The following is a 16,478-nucleotide window of genomic DNA, read 5'->3' as shown; positions in this document are numbered from 1 at the left end:
GCGGCCCCCAGCCACTGGGGAGCCGCGCCGTGCTATTCCGCCTAGGGCGCGGCAGCCACATCCCACAGCAGGTCGAGCGTGGCGCTCACCACCTGGGCCTGCTGGGCCGCCGCGTCGATGGCGGCGGGCGCGTCGCCCGGCTGCGCGCCGTAGCTGCCGAACTGCGCGTGGTTGCCGCCCGCGATCACCAGGGTGCGCATATCGGGCGGCATGCGCTCCTGGGCCTGCGCCCGCTCATCGGGCGAGACTAGGCCATGCAGCTCGCCAAACACCGCCAGCGCACGCAGCCCGGTGCGGTCGGCCAGGCTGTCGCTAGCCTGCGGGTAGGCCGCCCACAGCGCAATGCCCGCCAGTGCATCGGGGCGGGCGTGGGCGTAGCTCGCGGCCATCGCGCCGCCCATCGAGTGGCCGGCCAGCACCCAGCGCCGCACATCCGGGTAGGCCACGCGCACGTCATCCGCAGCGTCGCCGTCGAAGATCGCCAGGTGCAGCGGCATGGGCACCAGCACCACCAGGTAGCCCTGCGCGGCGATCTGGCGCAGCACGGGCGCGTAGGCCCGCTCGTCCACGCGCGCGCCGGGGTAGAAGATCAGGCCAGTGTCGCCCGCCCCGCCCGCAGGCTGAAACGCCAGCCAGCGCCCCTCGCTCACCACCACGCGATCATCCGAGCGCAGCGCGGCCAGCGCCACATCCTGCGCGCCCAGCGGCAGCTCGGCCCAGGCCACAAAGCCCGCCACGGCCAGCACCACCACGGCCACCAGCGCCAGCAGGGTATTCCGCATCCATCGTCGCACCGTCGCACCTTTCTTCCAATGATTGCAGCAAGCTACGCACGCCGCCCGCGCCCGGTTTTTCCCGCCCCCAAAACCGCACCCTGTGGCACAGCCTGTGCTACTAGAATCAGCAGAGGCCCGAGTGGGTTCGATGATCAGGAGGACCGTGATGACTGCGACAGCTAAGCAGAAAAAGCAGAGTGCGATCAATATTGGCCTGAACGACAAAGAGCGCGCCGCCTCGGCGGATGTGCTGAACCGCGTGCTCTCCGATCAGCACGTGCTGTATATCAAGACCCGCAACTACCACTGGAACGTGACCGGCCCGCAGTTCTACTCGCTGCACCAGCTGCTGGAGGCCCAGTACACCCAGCTTGAGCAGGCTATCGACGAGGTGGCCGAGCGCGTGCGCGCCCTGGGCTACACCGCCTTCGGCAGCATGCGCGAGTTTTTGGACTGCGCCACGCTGAAGGAAGATGCGGGCGGGCGGATCGGGGCCATGCAGATGGTGGCCAACCTCACCGCCGATCACGAGGCGGTCATCCGCAACCTGCGCGAGTTCGTGGACAAGACCGAGGAGGAGATCCACGATATGGGCACCAGCGATTTCCTCACTGGCCTGATGGAGGCCCACGAGAAGATGGCCTGGATGCTGCGCGCCTTCCTTGAGGACAGCGACGAGGCCTAGCGCCACCCGTAGATATCGAAAGGAGCGAGCCTAGGCCCGCTCCTTTTTTTGTGTGATCTTGCATCTGTCTTGTTGCCGAGATACCGCGCCACGCTTCCAACAGCCTGTGCCACCCTTCCAACAACCTGCGCCACCCCTTCCAACAGCCTGCGCCACGTCTCTTGACATCTCAAAATGCTATAATGCGGGCCGACAAAAGCGCCTTACGGTTTTTCATGAGAAGGTCGATGGAGATACACACCGAGAAAGCGGCGATCGCGCTGCTGCGGCTGGGCCAGATGCCCTACAACGCCGCGTGGGCCATGCAGCGCGAGCTGGCGCAGCGGCGATCGGCGGGGCTGGTGGGCGACACGCTGCTGCTGCTGGGCCACCCGCACACCTACACACTGGGGCGCGCCACCAAGGAGGGCCACTTCCTGGTGCCGCCCGCGCTGCTGGCGGCCCAGGGGGCCGAGGTGATCGAGAGCGATCGCGGGGGAGATGTGACCTACCACGGGCCAGGGCAGATCGTGGGCTACCCCATCCTCAAGCTCTCGCGCCACGGCGGGGATGTGGCGCGCTACCTGCGCATGCTCGAAGACGTGATCATCGTGACGCTGGCGCGCTACGGCCTGCCGGGCCAGCGGATCGGCGGGCTGACCGGCGTGTGGGTGGGGCAGGAGAAGATCTGCGCCATCGGGGTCAAGCTCAGCTCCAGCGGCGTCACCCAGCATGGCTTCGCGCTGAACCTGAGCACCGACCTGAGCTACTTTCAGAAGATCGTGCCGTGCGGCATCGAGGGCAAGGGCGTCACCTCGATCGAGCGGCTGCTGGGCGCGGCGCACGCCCCATCCCGCGCCGAGCTAGAGCAGGCGGTGGTGGCCAGCTTCGCCCAGGTGTTCGCGGTGGAGATCGCCGAGGCCGCGCCGCCGCCCGACCTTGCCGACTACACGTCCCAGCCGCTGCCGATCACGCGCTGAAGCAGCTGGCCCTTCAGCGCCGCGAAGGCCGCGCTGCCGCGCGCGCGGGGGCGCGGCAGATCGACCCGCTGATCCAGGGCGATCTGGCCGTGCTCGATCAGCACCACGCGGTCGGCCAGGGCCACCGCCTCCTCCACATCGTGCGTGATCAGCACCGCCGTGAAGCCCTGCTCCTGCCAGAGCCGCTCGATCAGCAGCTGCATCTCGATGCGGGTGAGCGCATCCAGCGCGCCCAGCGGCTCATCGAGCAGCAGCAGGCGCGGGCCGCTCACCAGGGCGCGGGCCAGGGCCACACGCTGGCGCTCGCCGCCGGAGAGCACCAGCGGCCACGCGCCGCCCCGGTCGTGCAGGCCCACGTGCTCCAGCGCCTCGGCGGCGCGCTGGCCCAGGCCGCTGGCGGGCAGGCCAAGCCCCACGTTCTCCAGCACGCTCTTCCAGGGCAGCAGCCGCGCATCCTGGAACATCACGCGGGCCTCGCTGTTGCGTGCCCGCAGCGGCTGGCCGTCGATCACCACCGCACCGGCGCTGGGCACATCCAGCCCGGCCACCAGCCGCAGCAGCGTGCTCTTGCCGCTGCCGCTCTTGCCGATCACCGCGACAAACTCGCCGGGCGCTATCGCCAGATCCAGGCGGCTGAGCACCGGCTGCGCAGCAAAGCGCTTCTCGACCCGCTCCAGCTGGATCGCTACCCCTTGTGTCATGTTCCCCCTCCACGATAGGCGCTAGGCCCGGCCATAGCGCGGGTGCCATGCCAGCAGCCAGCGCTCTAGCAGGCGGGCCAGCGAGTCGGCCAGCTTGCCCAGCAGGGCGTAGAGCACGATCCCCATCACCACCACATCGCTCTGCATGAACTCGCGGGCGTTCATGGTGATGTAGCCGATGCCGCTGTTGGCGGCCAGAGTCTCGGCCACGATCAGCGTCAGCCACATCACGCCCAGGCCGTAGCGCACGCCCACCAGGATGGAGGGCATCGCGCCCGGCAGCAGGATGTGCCAGAACAGCGCCCAGCGCGAGAGGCCGTAGACCTGACCCATCTCGATCAGGCCGTGGTCCACCGTGCGGATGCCGTGGAAGGTGTTGGCGTAGAGCGGGAAGAACACGCCCAGCGCCACCAGGAACAGGCGGGCCTGCTCGCTCACGCCAAACCAGAGGATCACCAGCGGCAGCAGCGCTAGGTGCGGGATGTTGCGCAGCATCTGCACCGAGCTGTCGAGCAGACGCTCGCTCAGCGGGCTGACCGCGTTGATCAGGCCCAGCGCGAAACCCAGGCCGCCGCCCAGCGCAAAGCCCAGCAGCGCCCGCTGGGTGCTGATGCCGATGTCGCGCAGCAGCTGGCCGCCCTCCATCAGCGCCAGGGCGGCGCGCAGCACATCCAGCGGCGCGGGCAGCACCCGCGCGCTGATCAGGCCCAGCGCCGAGAGCGCCTGCCACAGCGCCACCAGCGCCAGGGGCAGCGCCCAGGGCAGCAGGCTGGGCCGCGCCCAGGCCCGGCGGCGGGCGGGCGCGGCGAGGGCGGCTGGCTCCTGTGTCGCTCCTGCAAGAATGGTCATTCTCCTTCTCGTCTTCTCGCCAGGCCATACTGGCGCGCGGCCAAGCCCCCGCGCCAGCGCTCCAGCCGCTAGCGCCCGCTCAGCGCCAGCTCGCGCGGGTAGGCCCGCGCCCCGAGCAGCTCGCCCTGCTGCGGCAACCCCTGCTGCGCGGCGATGGGGTGATCCAGCGGCAGCAGCGGGAAGACCAGCTCGGCAAAGCGGTGGGCCTCCTCTAGGTGGGGGTAGCCGGAGAGCACGAAGGTGTCGATGCCCAGGTCGGCGTACTCGCGCAGCCGCTCGGCCACCGTGGCCGGGTCGCCCACCAGCGCCGTGCCTGCGCCGCCGCGCACCAGGCCCACCCCCGCCCACAGGTTGGGGCTGATCTCCAGGGCCGCGCGGCTGCCGCCGTGGTGCAGCGCGCTCATGCGGTGCTGCCCGACCGAGTCGGATCGGGCGAAGGCCGCCTGGGCCTGCGCGATGGCGGCATCATCCACATAGCGGATGAGGTCGTTGGCGCTGGCCCAGGCCTCCTCGCTGGTCTCGCGCACGATCACGTGCAGGCGGATGCCGAAGCGCAGCGTGCGCCCGTGCGCTGCGGCGCGCTCGCGCACCTCGGCGATCTTGGCCGCCACCTGCGCCGGGGTCTCGCCCCAGGTCAGGTACAGGTCGACATGCTTGGCCGCCACCTCCACCGCAGCAGGCGACGAGCCGCCGAAGTAGAGCGGCGGGTAGGGGTGCTGCACCGGCGGGAACAGCAGCTGGCCGCCATCCACGCGCAGGTGCTCGCCCGCGAAGTCCACCGTCTCGCCCGCCAGCAGGCCGCGCCAGACCGACAGAAACTCGTCGGTCAGCGCGTAGCGCTCGTCGTGGGCTAGGTGCAGGCCATCGCCCGCCAGCTCGTCGGGGTTGCCGCCTGTCACCACGTTGATCAGCAGCCGCCCGCCGGAGAGCCGGTCGAAGGTGGCGGCCATGCGCACCGCCAGGGCGGGCGAGCTGAGGCCGGGGCGCACAGCCACCAAGAACTTCATGCGCTGGGTATGGCTCAGCAGCGCCGACGCGATGATCCAGGCATCCTCGCAGCTGCGCCCGGTGGGCAGCAGCGCACCAGCGTAGCCCAGCGAGTCCACGGCCTTGGCGATCTGCTGCAGGTACTCCAGCGTCACCGGGCGGCCCCCGATGTCGCTGCCCAGGTAGCGGCCATCGCCGTGGGTGGGGAAGAACCAGAGGACGTTCATCACTTCGCTCCTTCTTGCGTGCGCCACTGCCACACCGCATCGGCCACCACGATCTTCTTGGGGATGAGGCCAAGCTGCTCATAGGTGTCGGCCACATCCTGCTGGTCGGCCACGATCTGCTCGCTGATCGGCTCAAGGCCGTAGGGCGTGCGGTGGGCGATCTCGCGCAGGATGGACTCATCGATCTTCACCACCGGGGCCAGCGCGGCGGCGGCCTGGTCGGGGTTGGCCTTCGACCACTGCTCCACCTGCTGCACCTCATCTAGCACGCCGCCCAGCACATCGCCGTGGCTCTGCGCGAAGCTGCGGGCGGCCAGGTAGTAGGTGTGGCGCTGCGGCAGCCCCGCGCCATCGCGCAGCACGCGGGCTTGGCCCGACTTCAGCGCCAGCGTCAGATACGGATCCCAGATCGCCCAAGCGTCCACCGAGCCGCTCTCGAAGGCGGGCCGCGCGTCGGGCGGGTTCAGAAAGACCGGCTCGACATCGCCGTAGCTCAGGCCTGCATCCTTCAGGGCCTGGATGAGGAAGTAGTGCGCGCTGGTGCCCTTGCCCAGCACCACCTTCTTGCCCTTCAGGTCGGCCACGCTCGTGATCGGCGAGTCTTTGGCCACCAGCAGGGCCTGCCCGGCCACGTCGCTCTGCTGCGCGGCCACGTACACCAGCGGGGTGCCCGCCGCCTGCGCGAAGATCGCGGGCGACTCGCCGGTCGCGCCGATGTCGATGCTGCCCGCGTTCAGCGCCTCCAGCAGCGGCGGCCCGGCGGGGAACTCCAGCCATGTCACGGCGATCTGCTGGTCGGCGAAGCGCTTCTCCAGGCGCTGCTGGGCCTTCAGAATGGGCAGCGTGCCACCCTTCTGGTAGCCGATGCGCAGCGTTCTCAGCGGCTGGGGCTGGGCCACGGCGCTGGGCGCGGCGCACGCGGTCAGCAGGGCCAGCGCCGCCGCAGCCAGCAGCCCGCGCACCAGGGGGTTGTGTCGCAGTCTCATCGTCTACCCCCTACGCCAGCGCCGCGCGGGCCAGCGGCAGCGCGGCGGCCAGCGCATCCAGCGACGCATCCAGCCGCGCCAGCGACAGCGGCTCGAAATCCGCGCGGCCATCCTCGCCCAGCTGGATGTGCGCATCCAGCAGGTACACGCCGCTGAGCACGTGCTGCGCGCCCAGCGCCGAAAGCACTGGCTTCAGCGCGTAGTCGATCGCCAGCAGGTGGTGGGGCGAGCCGCCAGTGGCGATCGGCAGCACCACCTTGCGCTCTAGGATGCGCTGCGGCAGCAGGTCGAGAAAGGCCTTCAGCGCGCCGCTGTAGGCCGCCTTGTAGATCGGCGTGGCCACCACCAGCGCATCGGCCAGCTCGATCTGGCGGATGGCGTCGCGGATCGGCGTGGCGTCGGCCCGCGCGTAGAGCACATCCTCGGCGGGCAGGCCCTGGAGGGCAATATGCCGCACCGCAACATCCCGCGCCGCCAGTTGCTCGCGGACATAGCCCAGCACCGCCGTCGAGCGCGAGCGCGCCGATAGGCTCCCAGCAAGTGTCACAACCTCGGCCACAGGGTGCTCCTTTCCTGTCGCTTGTGGGCGGTAGAGGCCCATAGAGTGGTGTTCTGAAAGATTGTGCTGCGCAGCACGAAGAATGGATGTGGTGATACTAATTTACTTGATCAAGTTTGTCAAGTATTAATTCTGCCCCAAAAAGCGCGATCTTGAGAAGATCGCACGGCGCGTATGTTATAGTACGGAAACGAGAAGATGACACTTCGCAACCCACCACCCGACTCAAGGTAGAGAAAGGCATCGCCATATGGCCGATTTCATACCGCTCACCCCCACCAGCGCGCCCAGCGCCAAGGCCGACCAGCCCGCCGCGCCGCGCCGCCCCGACTGGCTGCGGGTGCGGGCGCCCACCGGCGAGAACTACACCGATGTGCGCTCGCTCATCCGCGAGAAGCGCCTGCACACCGTGTGCGAGGAGGCCCGCTGCCCCAACATGGGCGAGTGCTGGAACCACCGCACCGCCACCTTCCTGCTGCTGGGCGACGTGTGCACGCGCGGCTGCCGCTACTGCGCGATCGCCAAGGGCAAGCCCGCGCCGATCGATGAGCAGGAGCCAGAGCGGATCGCCGACGCGGTGGAGCACCTGCGGCTCAAGCACGCCGTGCTCACCTCGGTCAACCGCGACGACGCCCCCGACGGCGGCGCGCACATCTTCGCCGAGTCCATCCGCCTGATCCGCCAGCGCCTGCCCGACTGCAAGGTCGAGGTGCTCATCCCCGACTTCGAGGGCAACTGGGACGCGCTCGCCGTGGTGATGCAGGCCCGCCCCGACGTGCTGAACCACAACATCGAGACCGTACCACGGCTGTTCCGGCGCTTCCGGCCCAAGGCCAGCTACACCCAGTCGCTAGAGCTGCTGCGCCGCGCCCGCGAGCTGGGCGGCGGGGTGGTGACCAAGAGCGGCATCATGGTGGGCGCTGGCGAGCAGCCCGCCGAGGTGATCGAGGTGATGGATGATCTGCGCAGCATGGATGTGGATGTGATCACCATTGGGCAGTACCTCGCGCCCACCAGCTCGCACTGGCCGATCGACCGCTATGTGACGCCCGCCGAGTTCCAGATGTACCGCGAGGAGGGCGCGCGGCGCGGCTTCCGCCACGTCGAGAGCGGCCCGCTGGTGCGGTCGAGCTACCACGCCCACGACCACGTGCCGCAGTAGGCTCAAAACCCCGCAGAAATTCGTCGGCCCCGCCCATGGGGCCGACGCCCCGCACCCGCATCCCAACGCCCGATATGGCCGATTTGACAAGATACCCCGATAATGCTATAATCCCGCACGTCGAAAGCGAACGGGCGTATAGCTCAGATGGTTAGAGCGCGATCCTGATAAGATCGAGGTCGGTGGTTCGAGTCCACCTACGCCCACCAAACAATGAAGGAAGTGGTAAGAATTCGACTTACTCCTTCCTTTTTTATTGGGGCAATAGCTCAGTTGGGAGAGCGACTGCTTTGCACGCAGTAGGTCTGGGGTTCGAATCCCCATTGCTCCACCACTTCCGCATCAGGGCGGCCAATTGGCCGCCCTGATGCTTTTTCGTTGGTGAAAGGCCAGATCCCATCGCGATATCGTTTGTGCCGCAAAGCAAGAAAAGAGCTGTGGATGCGCCATTAAAAATAAGAATTTGATGAGAGCGAACCACAGAAACTCAGCCCGCGCCCGCCACGCTCTGGACAAAGCCACTAAATCCCCGCCCTCTGCTCCTGTGCTTTCCGCACAAAACCCACGCAGCGCGATCTCTCCGCACCCAACATCACAGCCATATCCAGCATCAGGTAGCCCTAGAACGCCCTGGCACCCCTATTGCAGCATGCCGCAAGCATTGGTATAATCCGGCAACTCACCAACATCCCACCATCGGTCATCGGCGACTTAGGGGCGTGGCCTCATAGGTCGCTTTCTTGTTCGGCGACCGCATCACACTGTTTAAAATATGTTATCCTGTGTTCGCCAAAAGGTGGCGCAGCAATGCCCGCTGGATGGTGCTGTTTCCATAGTTATGTTATGGACGGAGGAAGATTCCTATGCGAAAACCACTCAGCGCAGTGGTCCTGACGCTCTCGCTGCTCGGCTCGACGCTGGCAGCCTGCGGCACGACGACCCCGGCCGCCCCGGCCACCACCGCCCCAGCCGCCGCCACCGCCGCCCCGGCTGCCACCGAGGCTCCGGCTGCTACCGAGGCTCCTGCGGCCACCGCCGAGGCCACTGCTGAGGCCACCGCCGAGGCCACTGCCGAGGCTACCGCCGAGGCCACCGCCGCCGCGACCACCGAGGCCAGCGCCACCGCGAGCGCGGGCGGTGCCACCCTCAAGGTTGGCCTCGTCACCGACGTAGGCAAGATCAACGACGGCACCTTCAACCAGTTCGCCTACGAGGGCCTGAAGAAGGCCGAGGCCGAGCTGGGCGTCCAGACGGCATATATCGAGACCCAGGCCCAGGCCGACTACAGCAAGAACATCGACCAGCTGGTGGGCGAGGGCTACAACATGATCATCGGCGTGGGCTTCCTGATGGGCGATGCCATCAAAGAGGCTGCCGAGAAGCACCCCGATGTCAAGTTCGCCATCGTGGACTCCTCGTACGACCCGCCGATCGACAACGTGCAGGCCCTGACCTTCTCGGAGGACGAGGCCGGCTACCTGGCTGGCGCGCTGGCCGCCTCGCTCACCAAGAGCGGCACGGTCGCCGTGATCGGTGGCCAGGAGATCCCGCCGGTGCAGCGCTACGTGCTCGGCTACGAGAACGGCGTGAAGGCCATCAACGCCGACGTCAAGGTGCAGAAGGTCTACATCGACAGCTTCACCGACCGCGCCCGCGGCGCTGAGGCGGCCCGCAGCTTCATCTCCGAGGGTGCCGACGTGATCTTCGGCGCTGGCGGCCAGACCGGCTCGGGCGGCATCCAGGCCGCCGCCGAGCAGGGCGTGTTCGTCCTCGGCGTCGACCAGGACGAGTACCTGACCACCTTCCAGAAGGGCGCGACCAAGGGCGCCGACAAGCTGGTCTCCAGCGCGCTCAAGCGCGTGGACGTGGCCGTCTACAACGCCGTCAAGTCGGCGGTCGATGGCTCGTTCAAGGGCGGCACGGTGCTGTTCAACGCCGCCAACGACGGCGTGGGCCTGGCCGACTTCCACGATGCGGCCAGCGCCGTGTCGGCGGATGTGAAGGCCAAGCTCGACAGCATCCAGAAGGGCCTTGCCGACGGCTCGATCAAGACCAACGTGACCCTGCCCTAATCGGCCTATGCGAAAAGGGAGAGGCTAAGCCTCTCCCTTTTTATGTTATGCTACTAGCAGCAAAGCCTCGCTGCGGCCAACACCAGGGTCTGGAGAATTTGCTCCAGGCCTTTTATCATAAATAAGCACGTCTGAGAAAATTAAGGTGCGCTATGCCTCCCGTGCTCGAAGTTCGTACCATTACCAAACGGTTCCCTGGCGTCCTCGCCAACGATCAGGTCAGCTTCACGCTCGAACCAGGTGAGATCCACGCATTTCTTGGCGAAAATGGCGCGGGCAAATCCACCCTGATGAACATCCTCTACGGCCTCTACCAGCCAGACGAGGGCGAGATCTTCATCGGCGGGAAAAAAGTTGCCATCCACAGCCCGCTCGATGCCATCCAGCTTGGGCTTGGCATGGTCCACCAGCACTTCATGCTGGTGCCCACCGTCACCGTAGCCGAAAATATCATGCTGGGCAAAGAGATCACCAGCGGCCCGCTGCTCGACCAGAAGACCGCGATCGCGCGCATCCGCGAGCTGTCGCAGCAGTATGGCCTAGCCGTGCCCCCCGAAGCGATTGTCGAAGACCTGGCGATTGGCGTGCAGCAGCGTGTAGAAATTATTAAGGCGCTCTACCGGGGTGCCGATATTCTCATCCTCGACGAGCCGACCGCCGTGCTCACCCCTCAGGAAGCCGAAGATCTCTTTCATGTTATTTTTTCACTGCGCGAGCAGGGGAAATCCATAATCTTTATCAGCCACAAGCTTAAAGAGGTGCGCAAGATCGCCGACCGCATCACCGTGCTGCGGCGCGGCGCGGTGGTCGGCAGCGCCGACCCCAAGACCGCCAGCGAGGATCAGCTGGCCGCCATGATGGTGGGCCGCGAGGTCTCGCTCACGGTGGCCAAAGGCCCAGCCAGCCCCAAGCAGCCAGTGCTCAGCATCAGCGGCCTGCGGGTCTACGACGACCGCAACGCGCTGGCCGTCGACAGCCTGTCGCTTGAGGTGCGCGCGGGCGAGGTGCTGGGCATCGCGGGCGTGCAGGGCAACGGCCAGGCCGAGCTGGTCGAGGCGCTCACCGGGCTGCGCAACGCCGATGCGGGCCAGGTGCAGCTGCTGGGCAGCGATGTGACCAACGCCACATCGCGCAGCCTGTTCGAGGCAGGCCTGGGCCACATCCCCGAGGATCGCCACCGCCACGGCATGGTCAGCGGCTACTCGATCGCCGACAACATGGTGCTCTCCAGCTACTACCGCAGCCCCTTCGCCAAGGGCTGGGTGCGCGACCAGCAGGCGATCAACAAAAACGCCGACGATCTGGTGAAGCAGTTCGACGTGCGCACGCCCAGCATCGAGACGGCGGCGGGCAAGCTCTCGGGCGGCAACCAGCAGAAGGTGGTGGTGGCCCGCGAGTTCTCGCGCCCGCTCAAGCTGCTGATCGCCTCGCAGCCCACCCGCGGTCTGGATGTCGGCTCGATCGAGTTCATCCACAAGAGCATCATCCGCCAGCGCGACGAGGGCACCGCCGTGCTGGTGGTCTCCGCCGAGCTGGATGAGATCCTGGCCCTGGCCGACCGCATCGCCGTCATGTTCAAGGGCACGATCATCGCCACCCTGCCTGCGTCCGAGGCCACCCGCGAGGGCCTGGGGCTGCTGATGGCGGGCATCACCAAAGAGCCAGTCGAGTCGGATGCCACGCCCCACGTGGCCGCCGACGAGCCGCCAGCCGCCGGAGCGCCGCTCTAGATTGAAGTGCAAGCACAACGTCGTGTCTCGCAGCAACAACAACCAACCATACTACAGCAAAGGGAGTGTATCCATGTCGACCACGCCCACAGCCAGGTCGGCCCGCACGGCGGTCAACTGGCGAGAGCTTCTGCTCAGCGCGCTCGTGCCTATTCTGGCCATCATCACGGCGCTGCTGATCGGCGCGCTGATCATCGCGGCCACCGGTGCCAGCGTGATCGCGGCCTACAGCGGCCTCTTCATCGGCGCTTTCGGCAGCCTCAGCGCCATCTCCAACACCCTTGTCGAATCAACCCCCTTCATCTTCGCCGGTCTGGCCGTAGCGCTGGGCTTTAAGTGCGGCCTCTTCAACGTGGGGGCCGAGGGCCAGCTCGGCATCGGGGCGATCTGCGCCGCCGTGGCAGGCTTCGCCTTCAAGGGCCTGCCGGGCATCATCCACGTGCCGCTGGCCCTGCTGGTCGGCGCGGCGGGCGGGGCGATCTGGGGCGCGGTGCCGGGCTTCCTGCGCGCCCGCGCCGGGGCGCACGAGGTGATCGTCACGATCATGATGAACTACATCTCGATCCGCCTCACCGACTACCTGATCAAGAACACCTTCCGCGACACCAAGGCCAGCGCGCCGCGCACGCCCTTCATCCAGGAGAGCGCCCAGCTGCCGCTGCTGCTCGGCCCCGAGTTCCGCCTGCACGCGGGCTTCCTGCTGGCCATCGTGGTGGCGGTGTTTATCAACTGGCTGATCAACCGCACCACCACCGGCTTCGAGATCCGCACTGTGGGCGAGAACCCCAGCGCCGCCAAGTACGCCGGCATGAGCATCACCAAGAACTTTGTGCTGGCCATGGCGCTCAGCGGCGCGCTGGCCGGGCTGGCGGGCGCAGTCACCGTGCTGGGCGTCGAGCACAACCTCAAGTCGTCGTTCTCGGCAGGCTACGGCATGGACAGCATCGCGGTGGCCCTGCTGGCCAAGAGCAGCCCGATCGGCATCCTGCCTGCGGCGCTGTTCTGGGGGGCGCTACGCAACGGCGCGGGCCTGATGCAGCTGCAGAGCGGCATCTCAATCAACCTGATCAATATCATCCAGGCGCTAGTGATCGTGTTCGTGGCCGCCCCCGACATCATCCGCTTGGTCTACCGCATCAAGAAGGTCGACTCTCGACAGGCTGTGGCTACCCGCGGCTGGGGAAGCTAGGGCGAGGAGCATATGAAACTGTTCAACCGCGCGCGGATCGTCGGCCTGATCGGCATGCTCTTTGCGTGTCTGCTTTTTCTCCTGGTGTCCAACCATATCGCATGGGAGGCCCTATCGACCCTGCGCATCACCTCGCCTGGCGCGAAATTTAGCGACCCATCGCTGCTCGACATCCGGTTGCCCACCCTGCTCACCATCGCCATCCTGAGCCTGGGCCTGATCGGGACGGGCATCTTTATGTTCATCCGCTCCTACACGCGGATCATCCCGATCTATGTGGGGTCGATGATCTTCATTGGCATGTTCACCATCCTGATCTGGGCAATCTCAGGCGACCGCGTAGATCTGGTCGACCTGCTGGCCCGCACCGTGCGGCTGGCCACGCCGATCGCGCTCGGCGCGATCGCGGGCATCCTCTGTGAGCGCTCAGGCATCGTGAACATCGCCATCGAGGGACTGATGCTGACCGGCGCGTGCGTGGGCTTCATCATCGCGCTGCTCACCGGCAACCCCTGGCTCGGCGTGCTCGCCGCCATCCTGGCTGGCGGCGCGATCGTGATGCTCCATGCGCTGCTGTCCATCCAGTTTAAGACCGACCAGACCATCAGCGGTACGGTGATCAACATCCTGGCGGTGGGCGTCACCGGCTTCCTGCGCACCTCGGTCATCCTGCCGCTGCAGGCGGCGGGCAGCGTGGGCAACCCCCTGCCCAACCTGCCCATCCCGCTGCTCTCGCAGATCCCGATCCTCGGGCCGATCTTCTTCAACCACCAGCCGATCGCCTACAGCATGCTGATCATGGTGCCGCTGATGACCGTGCTGCTCTTCCGCACGCCCTGGGGCCTGCGCACCCGCTCGATCGGCGAGAACCCACGCGCCGCCGACACCATGGGCATCGACGTCATCCGCATGCGCTACATGAACGTGCTGTTCGCTGGGTTCGTGGCCGGGCTGGCTGGCGCGTGGTTCTCGCTTGAGGCCACCTTCAACTTCGACGATGTGATGACCAACGGGCGCGGCTTTATTGCACTGGCGGCCATGATCTTCGGCAACTGGACGCCCGCCGGGGCGCTGGGCGGCGCGATGCTGTTCAGCTTCTCCGACGCGCTGCAGATCAAGATCCAGGGCTTCGACTTTGCCCTGCCGCCGCAGTTCATCCAGATGCTGCCCTACATCATCACGATCATCGTGCTCACCGGCGTGGTGGGCCGCACCCGTGGCCCCGCCGCCGCAGGCAAGCCCTACGAGAAGTAGCGCATAGCCGCCAAAAAAGCGCCTCAGCACGAAAAAAGTGCTGGGGCGCTTTTTATATCCTCAAGGCAAAATAATGTGCTAGACCGATTTGGGTGAATACTTCCGCCGGTAGTTTGCAGAAGCTTTCTCTGTCGGTGGAAAAGCGCCGCTGCGCCACCGCTAACACCTCGCCATACAAACCGCCCCTCAGCACGCCAGCAGCCCTTCATGGCCGCAACATATGCCAATCTTCGCGAAAGGGCGAAAATTCGTGCTAAATCAGCATCCGCTGTGACAGTACGTGTCACATATCGCTGGTAGACTAGCACTACAACGCAAGCAACGAAGAAAGGACTGAGGTTATGGCCGGAACTGCCTATCTCACAGCATATCCCAGGCACCACCTCGTACTTCGCTGGCTCCTTCTGGTCCCCGAGGCCATCATGCTCGTGGCGGCACTTCTCCTCTACGCCGCCCTCGGCAGCCCGCAGTTTCTTGCCATCCTCACCGCCGCGCTGATCATCGCCTTCGCCACACGCGCCATGGCCCTCTTCTTGGCCAAGCAGGCCAGCCGCAGCGGCCACACCACCCAGGCGCTCGCGCTGCTGCGCGTGGCGCTGGCGCTCTACCCCTGGTCTGCCGACGCGCTCGCGCTGCTGGGGGCGCTCGCGCTGGCCCACGGCCACCCCGACGAGGCCGAGCAGCACCTGCGCAGGGCCATCCGCCTGCTGCCCGCCCAGCCCAGCTTCTACGCCGCGCTCAGCGGTGCCCTGATCGAGCTAGAGCGACCGCACGAGGCCGCGCAGGCCGCTAGCGAGGCGCTGCGGCTCGCCCCCCAGCTGGCCCAGGCCCGGCTCTACATGGCCGAGGCCATGCGGCTCTGCGGCGCTCCCGCCGAGCAAGTCGAAGCCCAGATCCGCAGCAGTATCGCCAGCGCCCCCGCGCCCGAGCTTGCCGCTGCGCTCCAGTGCGCCCTGGCGGCCTCGCTGATCAGCCAGCAGCGCCTCGCCGAGGCCTCGCTCACGCTGCACACCGCCGAGGGCCTGCTGCCAAAATGCTCGCCGCTCAGCCAGGCCGAGATCGGCTACATCCTCGGCGAGCTGCTGGCCAACCTCGGCGAGTCCGAGCGCGCCCGCAGCTACTTCCAGGGGGTCGAGCGGCTCGCACCCCAGGGCAAATTTGTGGCCGCCGCATGGCGCAGCCTCCACATCGGCTGAAAGCAACGAACCCGCCTCATCGGCGGGTTCGTTTCACCACTGCTATGCGCCTGCCGCATGATCTCCGGGGCCTCCGTGGAAAATAGTATGATAGATCATGTCCGCTAGTGCTTCCTGATGCCGCGCCATCTCCTCTGGCAGCCCGAGCGTCTTCCTCAGCTTATTCGGGCACTTCTGATCCAGCAGCAGCGTGATCGCGCAGCTGGCCTCCTCGGCATCCAGATCAGGCCACGCCATGCCCTGCACCACCACCCGCCGCACCGCCGTCAAGATCTGCTGATAGAGCGTCTCGGTAAAGCGCTCGCTCAGCGCATTCAGCTCGGGGTCGCGCGCCGCCAGCTCGGCCCAGGCACTATGCAGGCCATAGTAGAGCGGCGAGCGCGTCAGCGAACGTTTTACCAGCTCCCGCAGGGCCTGCCGAGGCTCGACGCTAAAGTCGATATTCGAGATACCAAGGGCCTCAACCGACTCAAGCACCGTGACATAGAGGGCAAGAAAGACCTGGCGCTTGTTGCGAAAGTAGCTGTAGAAGGTCCCGACACTCACCCCTGCTTCCTCAGCGATATCGTCGGCGGTCGTCGCATCGTAGCCATGCTGCGCAAAGAGCTGCGCCGCCGCGCCGAGGATAAGATCGCGCTTCTGCCGACTGCGGGCCTGCTGCGGTACGCGGGGCACATCCATAGTTTCGAGTAGATTGCTGATTGCTGCGCCATCCAACTGGTGAAGTGATAGATCAGCCATAAACGGATAACACCACCTTTACCCAAAATATTAATGGCTATGATACTACAAAAAGTTGCGCTGAATCAAAAAAGATGTTAATTTTTGGTTGAGGTGTCATAAATAAAGCACAAGAAAAGGCCCTGAGGCCGATAAATTATCAGCTCCAGGGCCTTGTTTGGTAGCGGCGGGTGGATTCGAACCACCGACCTTCGGGTTATGAGCCCGACGAGCTGCCACTGCTCCACGCCGCGTCAGCTGCCAGCACCCGTGATGCCCTCCTCGGGCGCCACGGGTGACCAGCAGGCTTGGTTGTTTGGTGGGCGCGCGGACCTTGTCTCCCAGCTCCAGGGGAGCCAGTACCTTCAGCGCTGCGGTGTTTCACGACCCGGTTCGAGATGGGACGGGGTGGGGCCACCGCGCTCA

15 protein-coding genes and 3 tRNA genes are annotated in these 16,478 nt (G+C 66.4%); 10 read left to right on the top strand and 8 right to left on the bottom strand.

All coding sequences use genetic code 11. The features are described 5' to 3' along the window. Positions 1-41 precede the first annotated feature (41 nt). Positions 42-782 (bottom strand): alpha/beta hydrolase, encoded by a 741-nt coding sequence (locus F8S13_13020; GenBank protein KAB8142762.1) that lies wholly within the window; start codon positions 780-782, stop codon positions 42-44. A 142-nt stretch (positions 783-924) separates the two neighbouring features. Here F8S13_13020 and F8S13_13015 point away from each other — a divergent pair, with 142 nt between their 5' ends. Beyond that, complete coding sequence (locus F8S13_13015) at positions 925-1,461, top strand: DNA starvation/stationary phase protection protein (GenBank protein ID KAB8142479.1); 537 nt, start codon at positions 925-927, stop codon at positions 1,459-1,461. A 227-nt stretch (positions 1,462-1,688) separates the two neighbouring features. Then, positions 1,689-2,420: a lipoyl(octanoyl) transferase LipB gene (gene lipB / locus F8S13_13010; GenBank protein ID KAB8142478.1), complete on the top strand. Its 732-nt coding sequence runs from the start codon at positions 1,689-1,691 to the stop codon at positions 2,418-2,420. Here the strand turns inward: lipB and F8S13_13005 are convergent. The 5 genes from F8S13_13005 to ssuE all read right to left on the bottom strand — a co-directional run bounded on the left by F8S13_13005 (position 2,387) and on the right by ssuE (position 6,771). Continuing rightward, positions 2,387-3,121 (bottom strand): ATP-binding cassette domain-containing protein, encoded by a 735-nt coding sequence (locus F8S13_13005; GenBank protein ID KAB8142477.1) that lies wholly within the window; start codon positions 3,119-3,121, stop codon positions 2,387-2,389. The genes lipB and F8S13_13005 overlap by 34 nt on opposite strands. Before the next feature lie 21 nt (positions 3,122-3,142). Beyond that, positions 3,143-3,970: an ABC transporter permease subunit gene (locus F8S13_13000; GenBank protein ID KAB8142476.1), complete on the bottom strand. Its 828-nt coding sequence runs from the start codon at positions 3,968-3,970 to the stop codon at positions 3,143-3,145. Positions 3,971-4,038: 68 nt separating this feature from the next. Then, positions 4,039-5,184 (bottom strand): FMNH2-dependent alkanesulfonate monooxygenase, encoded by a 1,146-nt coding sequence (ssuD, locus tag F8S13_12995; GenBank protein KAB8142475.1) that lies wholly within the window; start codon positions 5,182-5,184, stop codon positions 4,039-4,041. Continuing rightward, positions 5,184-6,170, bottom strand: coding sequence for a sulfonate ABC transporter substrate-binding protein (locus tag F8S13_12990; protein ID KAB8142474.1), 987 nt, complete (start codon positions 6,168-6,170; stop codon positions 5,184-5,186). The genes ssuD and F8S13_12990 overlap by 1 nt, the downstream gene beginning before the upstream one ends. A gap of 10 nt (positions 6,171-6,180) precedes the next feature. Continuing rightward, positions 6,181-6,771 (bottom strand): NADPH-dependent FMN reductase, encoded by a 591-nt coding sequence (gene ssuE, locus F8S13_12985; protein ID KAB8142473.1) that lies wholly within the window; start codon positions 6,769-6,771, stop codon positions 6,181-6,183. A gap of 208 nt (positions 6,772-6,979) precedes the next feature. Here ssuE and lipA point away from each other — a divergent pair, with 208 nt between their 5' ends. The 8 genes from lipA (at position 6,980) to F8S13_12945 (ending at position 15,332) form a co-directional block, all read left to right on the top strand. Continuing rightward, the gene (gene lipA / locus F8S13_12980; protein KAB8142472.1) at positions 6,980-7,891 is read left to right on the top strand and encodes a lipoyl synthase; all 912 of its coding nucleotides are present in this window, start codon (positions 6,980-6,982) and stop codon (positions 7,889-7,891) included. 132 nt (positions 7,892-8,023) lie between these two features. Continuing rightward, positions 8,024-8,100: transfer RNA gene (locus F8S13_12975), tRNA-Ile, on the top strand. A gap of 49 nt (positions 8,101-8,149) precedes the next feature. Continuing rightward, positions 8,150-8,225, top strand: a tRNA-Ala gene (locus F8S13_12970). A gap of 529 nt (positions 8,226-8,754) precedes the next feature. Further along, positions 8,755-9,963: a BMP family ABC transporter substrate-binding protein gene (locus F8S13_12965; protein KAB8142471.1), complete on the top strand. Its 1,209-nt coding sequence runs from the start codon at positions 8,755-8,757 to the stop codon at positions 9,961-9,963. 152 nt (positions 9,964-10,115) lie between these two features. Further along, a complete protein-coding gene (locus F8S13_12960) occupies positions 10,116-11,693 on the top strand; it encodes an ABC transporter ATP-binding protein (protein ID KAB8142470.1) in 1,578 nt (525 codons plus the stop codon). Then, entirely contained in the window at positions 11,638-12,882 is a 1,245-nt protein-coding gene (locus tag F8S13_12955; GenBank protein KAB8142469.1) for an ABC transporter permease, read from the top strand. The genes F8S13_12960 and F8S13_12955 overlap by 56 nt, the downstream gene beginning before the upstream one ends. A 12-nt stretch (positions 12,883-12,894) precedes the next feature. After that, positions 12,895-14,136 carry an ABC transporter permease gene (locus tag F8S13_12950; protein ID KAB8142468.1) on the top strand — a complete coding sequence of 414 codons (1,242 nt, stop codon included), beginning with the start codon at positions 12,895-12,897 and terminating at the stop codon, positions 14,134-14,136. A gap of 341 nt (positions 14,137-14,477) precedes the next feature. Continuing rightward, the gene (locus F8S13_12945; protein KAB8142467.1) at positions 14,478-15,332 is read left to right on the top strand and encodes a tetratricopeptide repeat protein; all 855 of its coding nucleotides are present in this window, start codon (positions 14,478-14,480) and stop codon (positions 15,330-15,332) included. Positions 15,333-15,374: 42 nt separating this feature from the next. Here the strand turns inward: F8S13_12945 and F8S13_12940 are convergent, their stop codons facing one another. Both F8S13_12940 and F8S13_12935 read right to left on the bottom strand, forming a co-directional pair. Further along, positions 15,375-16,073, bottom strand: coding sequence for a TetR/AcrR family transcriptional regulator (locus F8S13_12940; protein KAB8142466.1), 699 nt, complete (start codon positions 16,071-16,073; stop codon positions 15,375-15,377). A gap of 158 nt (positions 16,074-16,231) precedes the next feature. Further along, positions 16,232-16,306 (bottom strand) — tRNA-Met (locus F8S13_12935). Positions 16,307-16,478 lie beyond the last annotated feature (172 nt).

This window comes from Chloroflexia bacterium SDU3-3, assembly GCA_009268125.1.
Classification (GTDB): domain Bacteria; phylum Chloroflexota; class Chloroflexia; order Chloroflexales; family Roseiflexaceae; genus SDU3-3.
The sequence above is the reverse complement of the archived record's forward strand: the minus strand, read 5'-3'. Positions and strand labels throughout refer to the sequence as shown.

Excerpts from the sequence above, each read along its gene's own strand:
- F8S13_13020 (KAB8142762.1), bottom strand. The coding sequence starts at position 782 with ATGCGGAATACCCTGCTGGCGCTGGTGGCCGTGGTGGTGCTGGCCGTG.
- F8S13_12950 (KAB8142468.1), top strand. The coding sequence starts at position 12,895 with ATGAAACTGTTCAACCGCGCGCGGATCGTCGGCCTGATCGGCATGCTC.
- F8S13_12955 (KAB8142469.1), top strand. The coding sequence starts at position 11,638 with ATGCCACGCCCCACGTGGCCGCCGACGAGCCGCCAGCCGCCGGAGCGC.
- F8S13_12965 (KAB8142471.1), top strand. The coding sequence starts at position 8,755 with ATGCGAAAACCACTCAGCGCAGTGGTCCTGACGCTCTCGCTGCTCGGC.
- F8S13_13000 (KAB8142476.1), bottom strand. The coding sequence starts at position 3,970 with ATGACCATTCTTGCAGGAGCGACACAGGAGCCAGCCGCCCTCGCCGCG.
- F8S13_12945 (KAB8142467.1), top strand. The coding sequence starts at position 14,478 with ATGGCCGGAACTGCCTATCTCACAGCATATCCCAGGCACCACCTCGTA.
- ssuD (KAB8142475.1), bottom strand. The coding sequence starts at position 5,184 with ATGAACGTCCTCTGGTTCTTCCCCACCCACGGCGATGGCCGCTACCTG.
- F8S13_13005 (KAB8142477.1), bottom strand. The coding sequence starts at position 3,121 with ATGACACAAGGGGTAGCGATCCAGCTGGAGCGGGTCGAGAAGCGCTTT.
- F8S13_13015 (KAB8142479.1), top strand. The coding sequence starts at position 925 with ATGATCAGGAGGACCGTGATGACTGCGACAGCTAAGCAGAAAAAGCAG.
- lipA (KAB8142472.1), top strand. The coding sequence starts at position 6,980 with ATGGCCGATTTCATACCGCTCACCCCCACCAGCGCGCCCAGCGCCAAG.
- F8S13_12990 (KAB8142474.1), bottom strand. The coding sequence starts at position 6,170 with ATGAGACTGCGACACAACCCCCTGGTGCGCGGGCTGCTGGCTGCGGCG.
- lipB (KAB8142478.1), top strand. The coding sequence starts at position 1,689 with ATGGAGATACACACCGAGAAAGCGGCGATCGCGCTGCTGCGGCTGGGC.
- F8S13_12960 (KAB8142470.1), top strand. The coding sequence starts at position 10,116 with ATGCCTCCCGTGCTCGAAGTTCGTACCATTACCAAACGGTTCCCTGGC.
- ssuE (KAB8142473.1), bottom strand. The coding sequence starts at position 6,771 with ATGGGCCTCTACCGCCCACAAGCGACAGGAAAGGAGCACCCTGTGGCC.
- F8S13_12940 (KAB8142466.1), bottom strand. The coding sequence starts at position 16,073 with ATGGCTGATCTATCACTTCACCAGTTGGATGGCGCAGCAATCAGCAAT.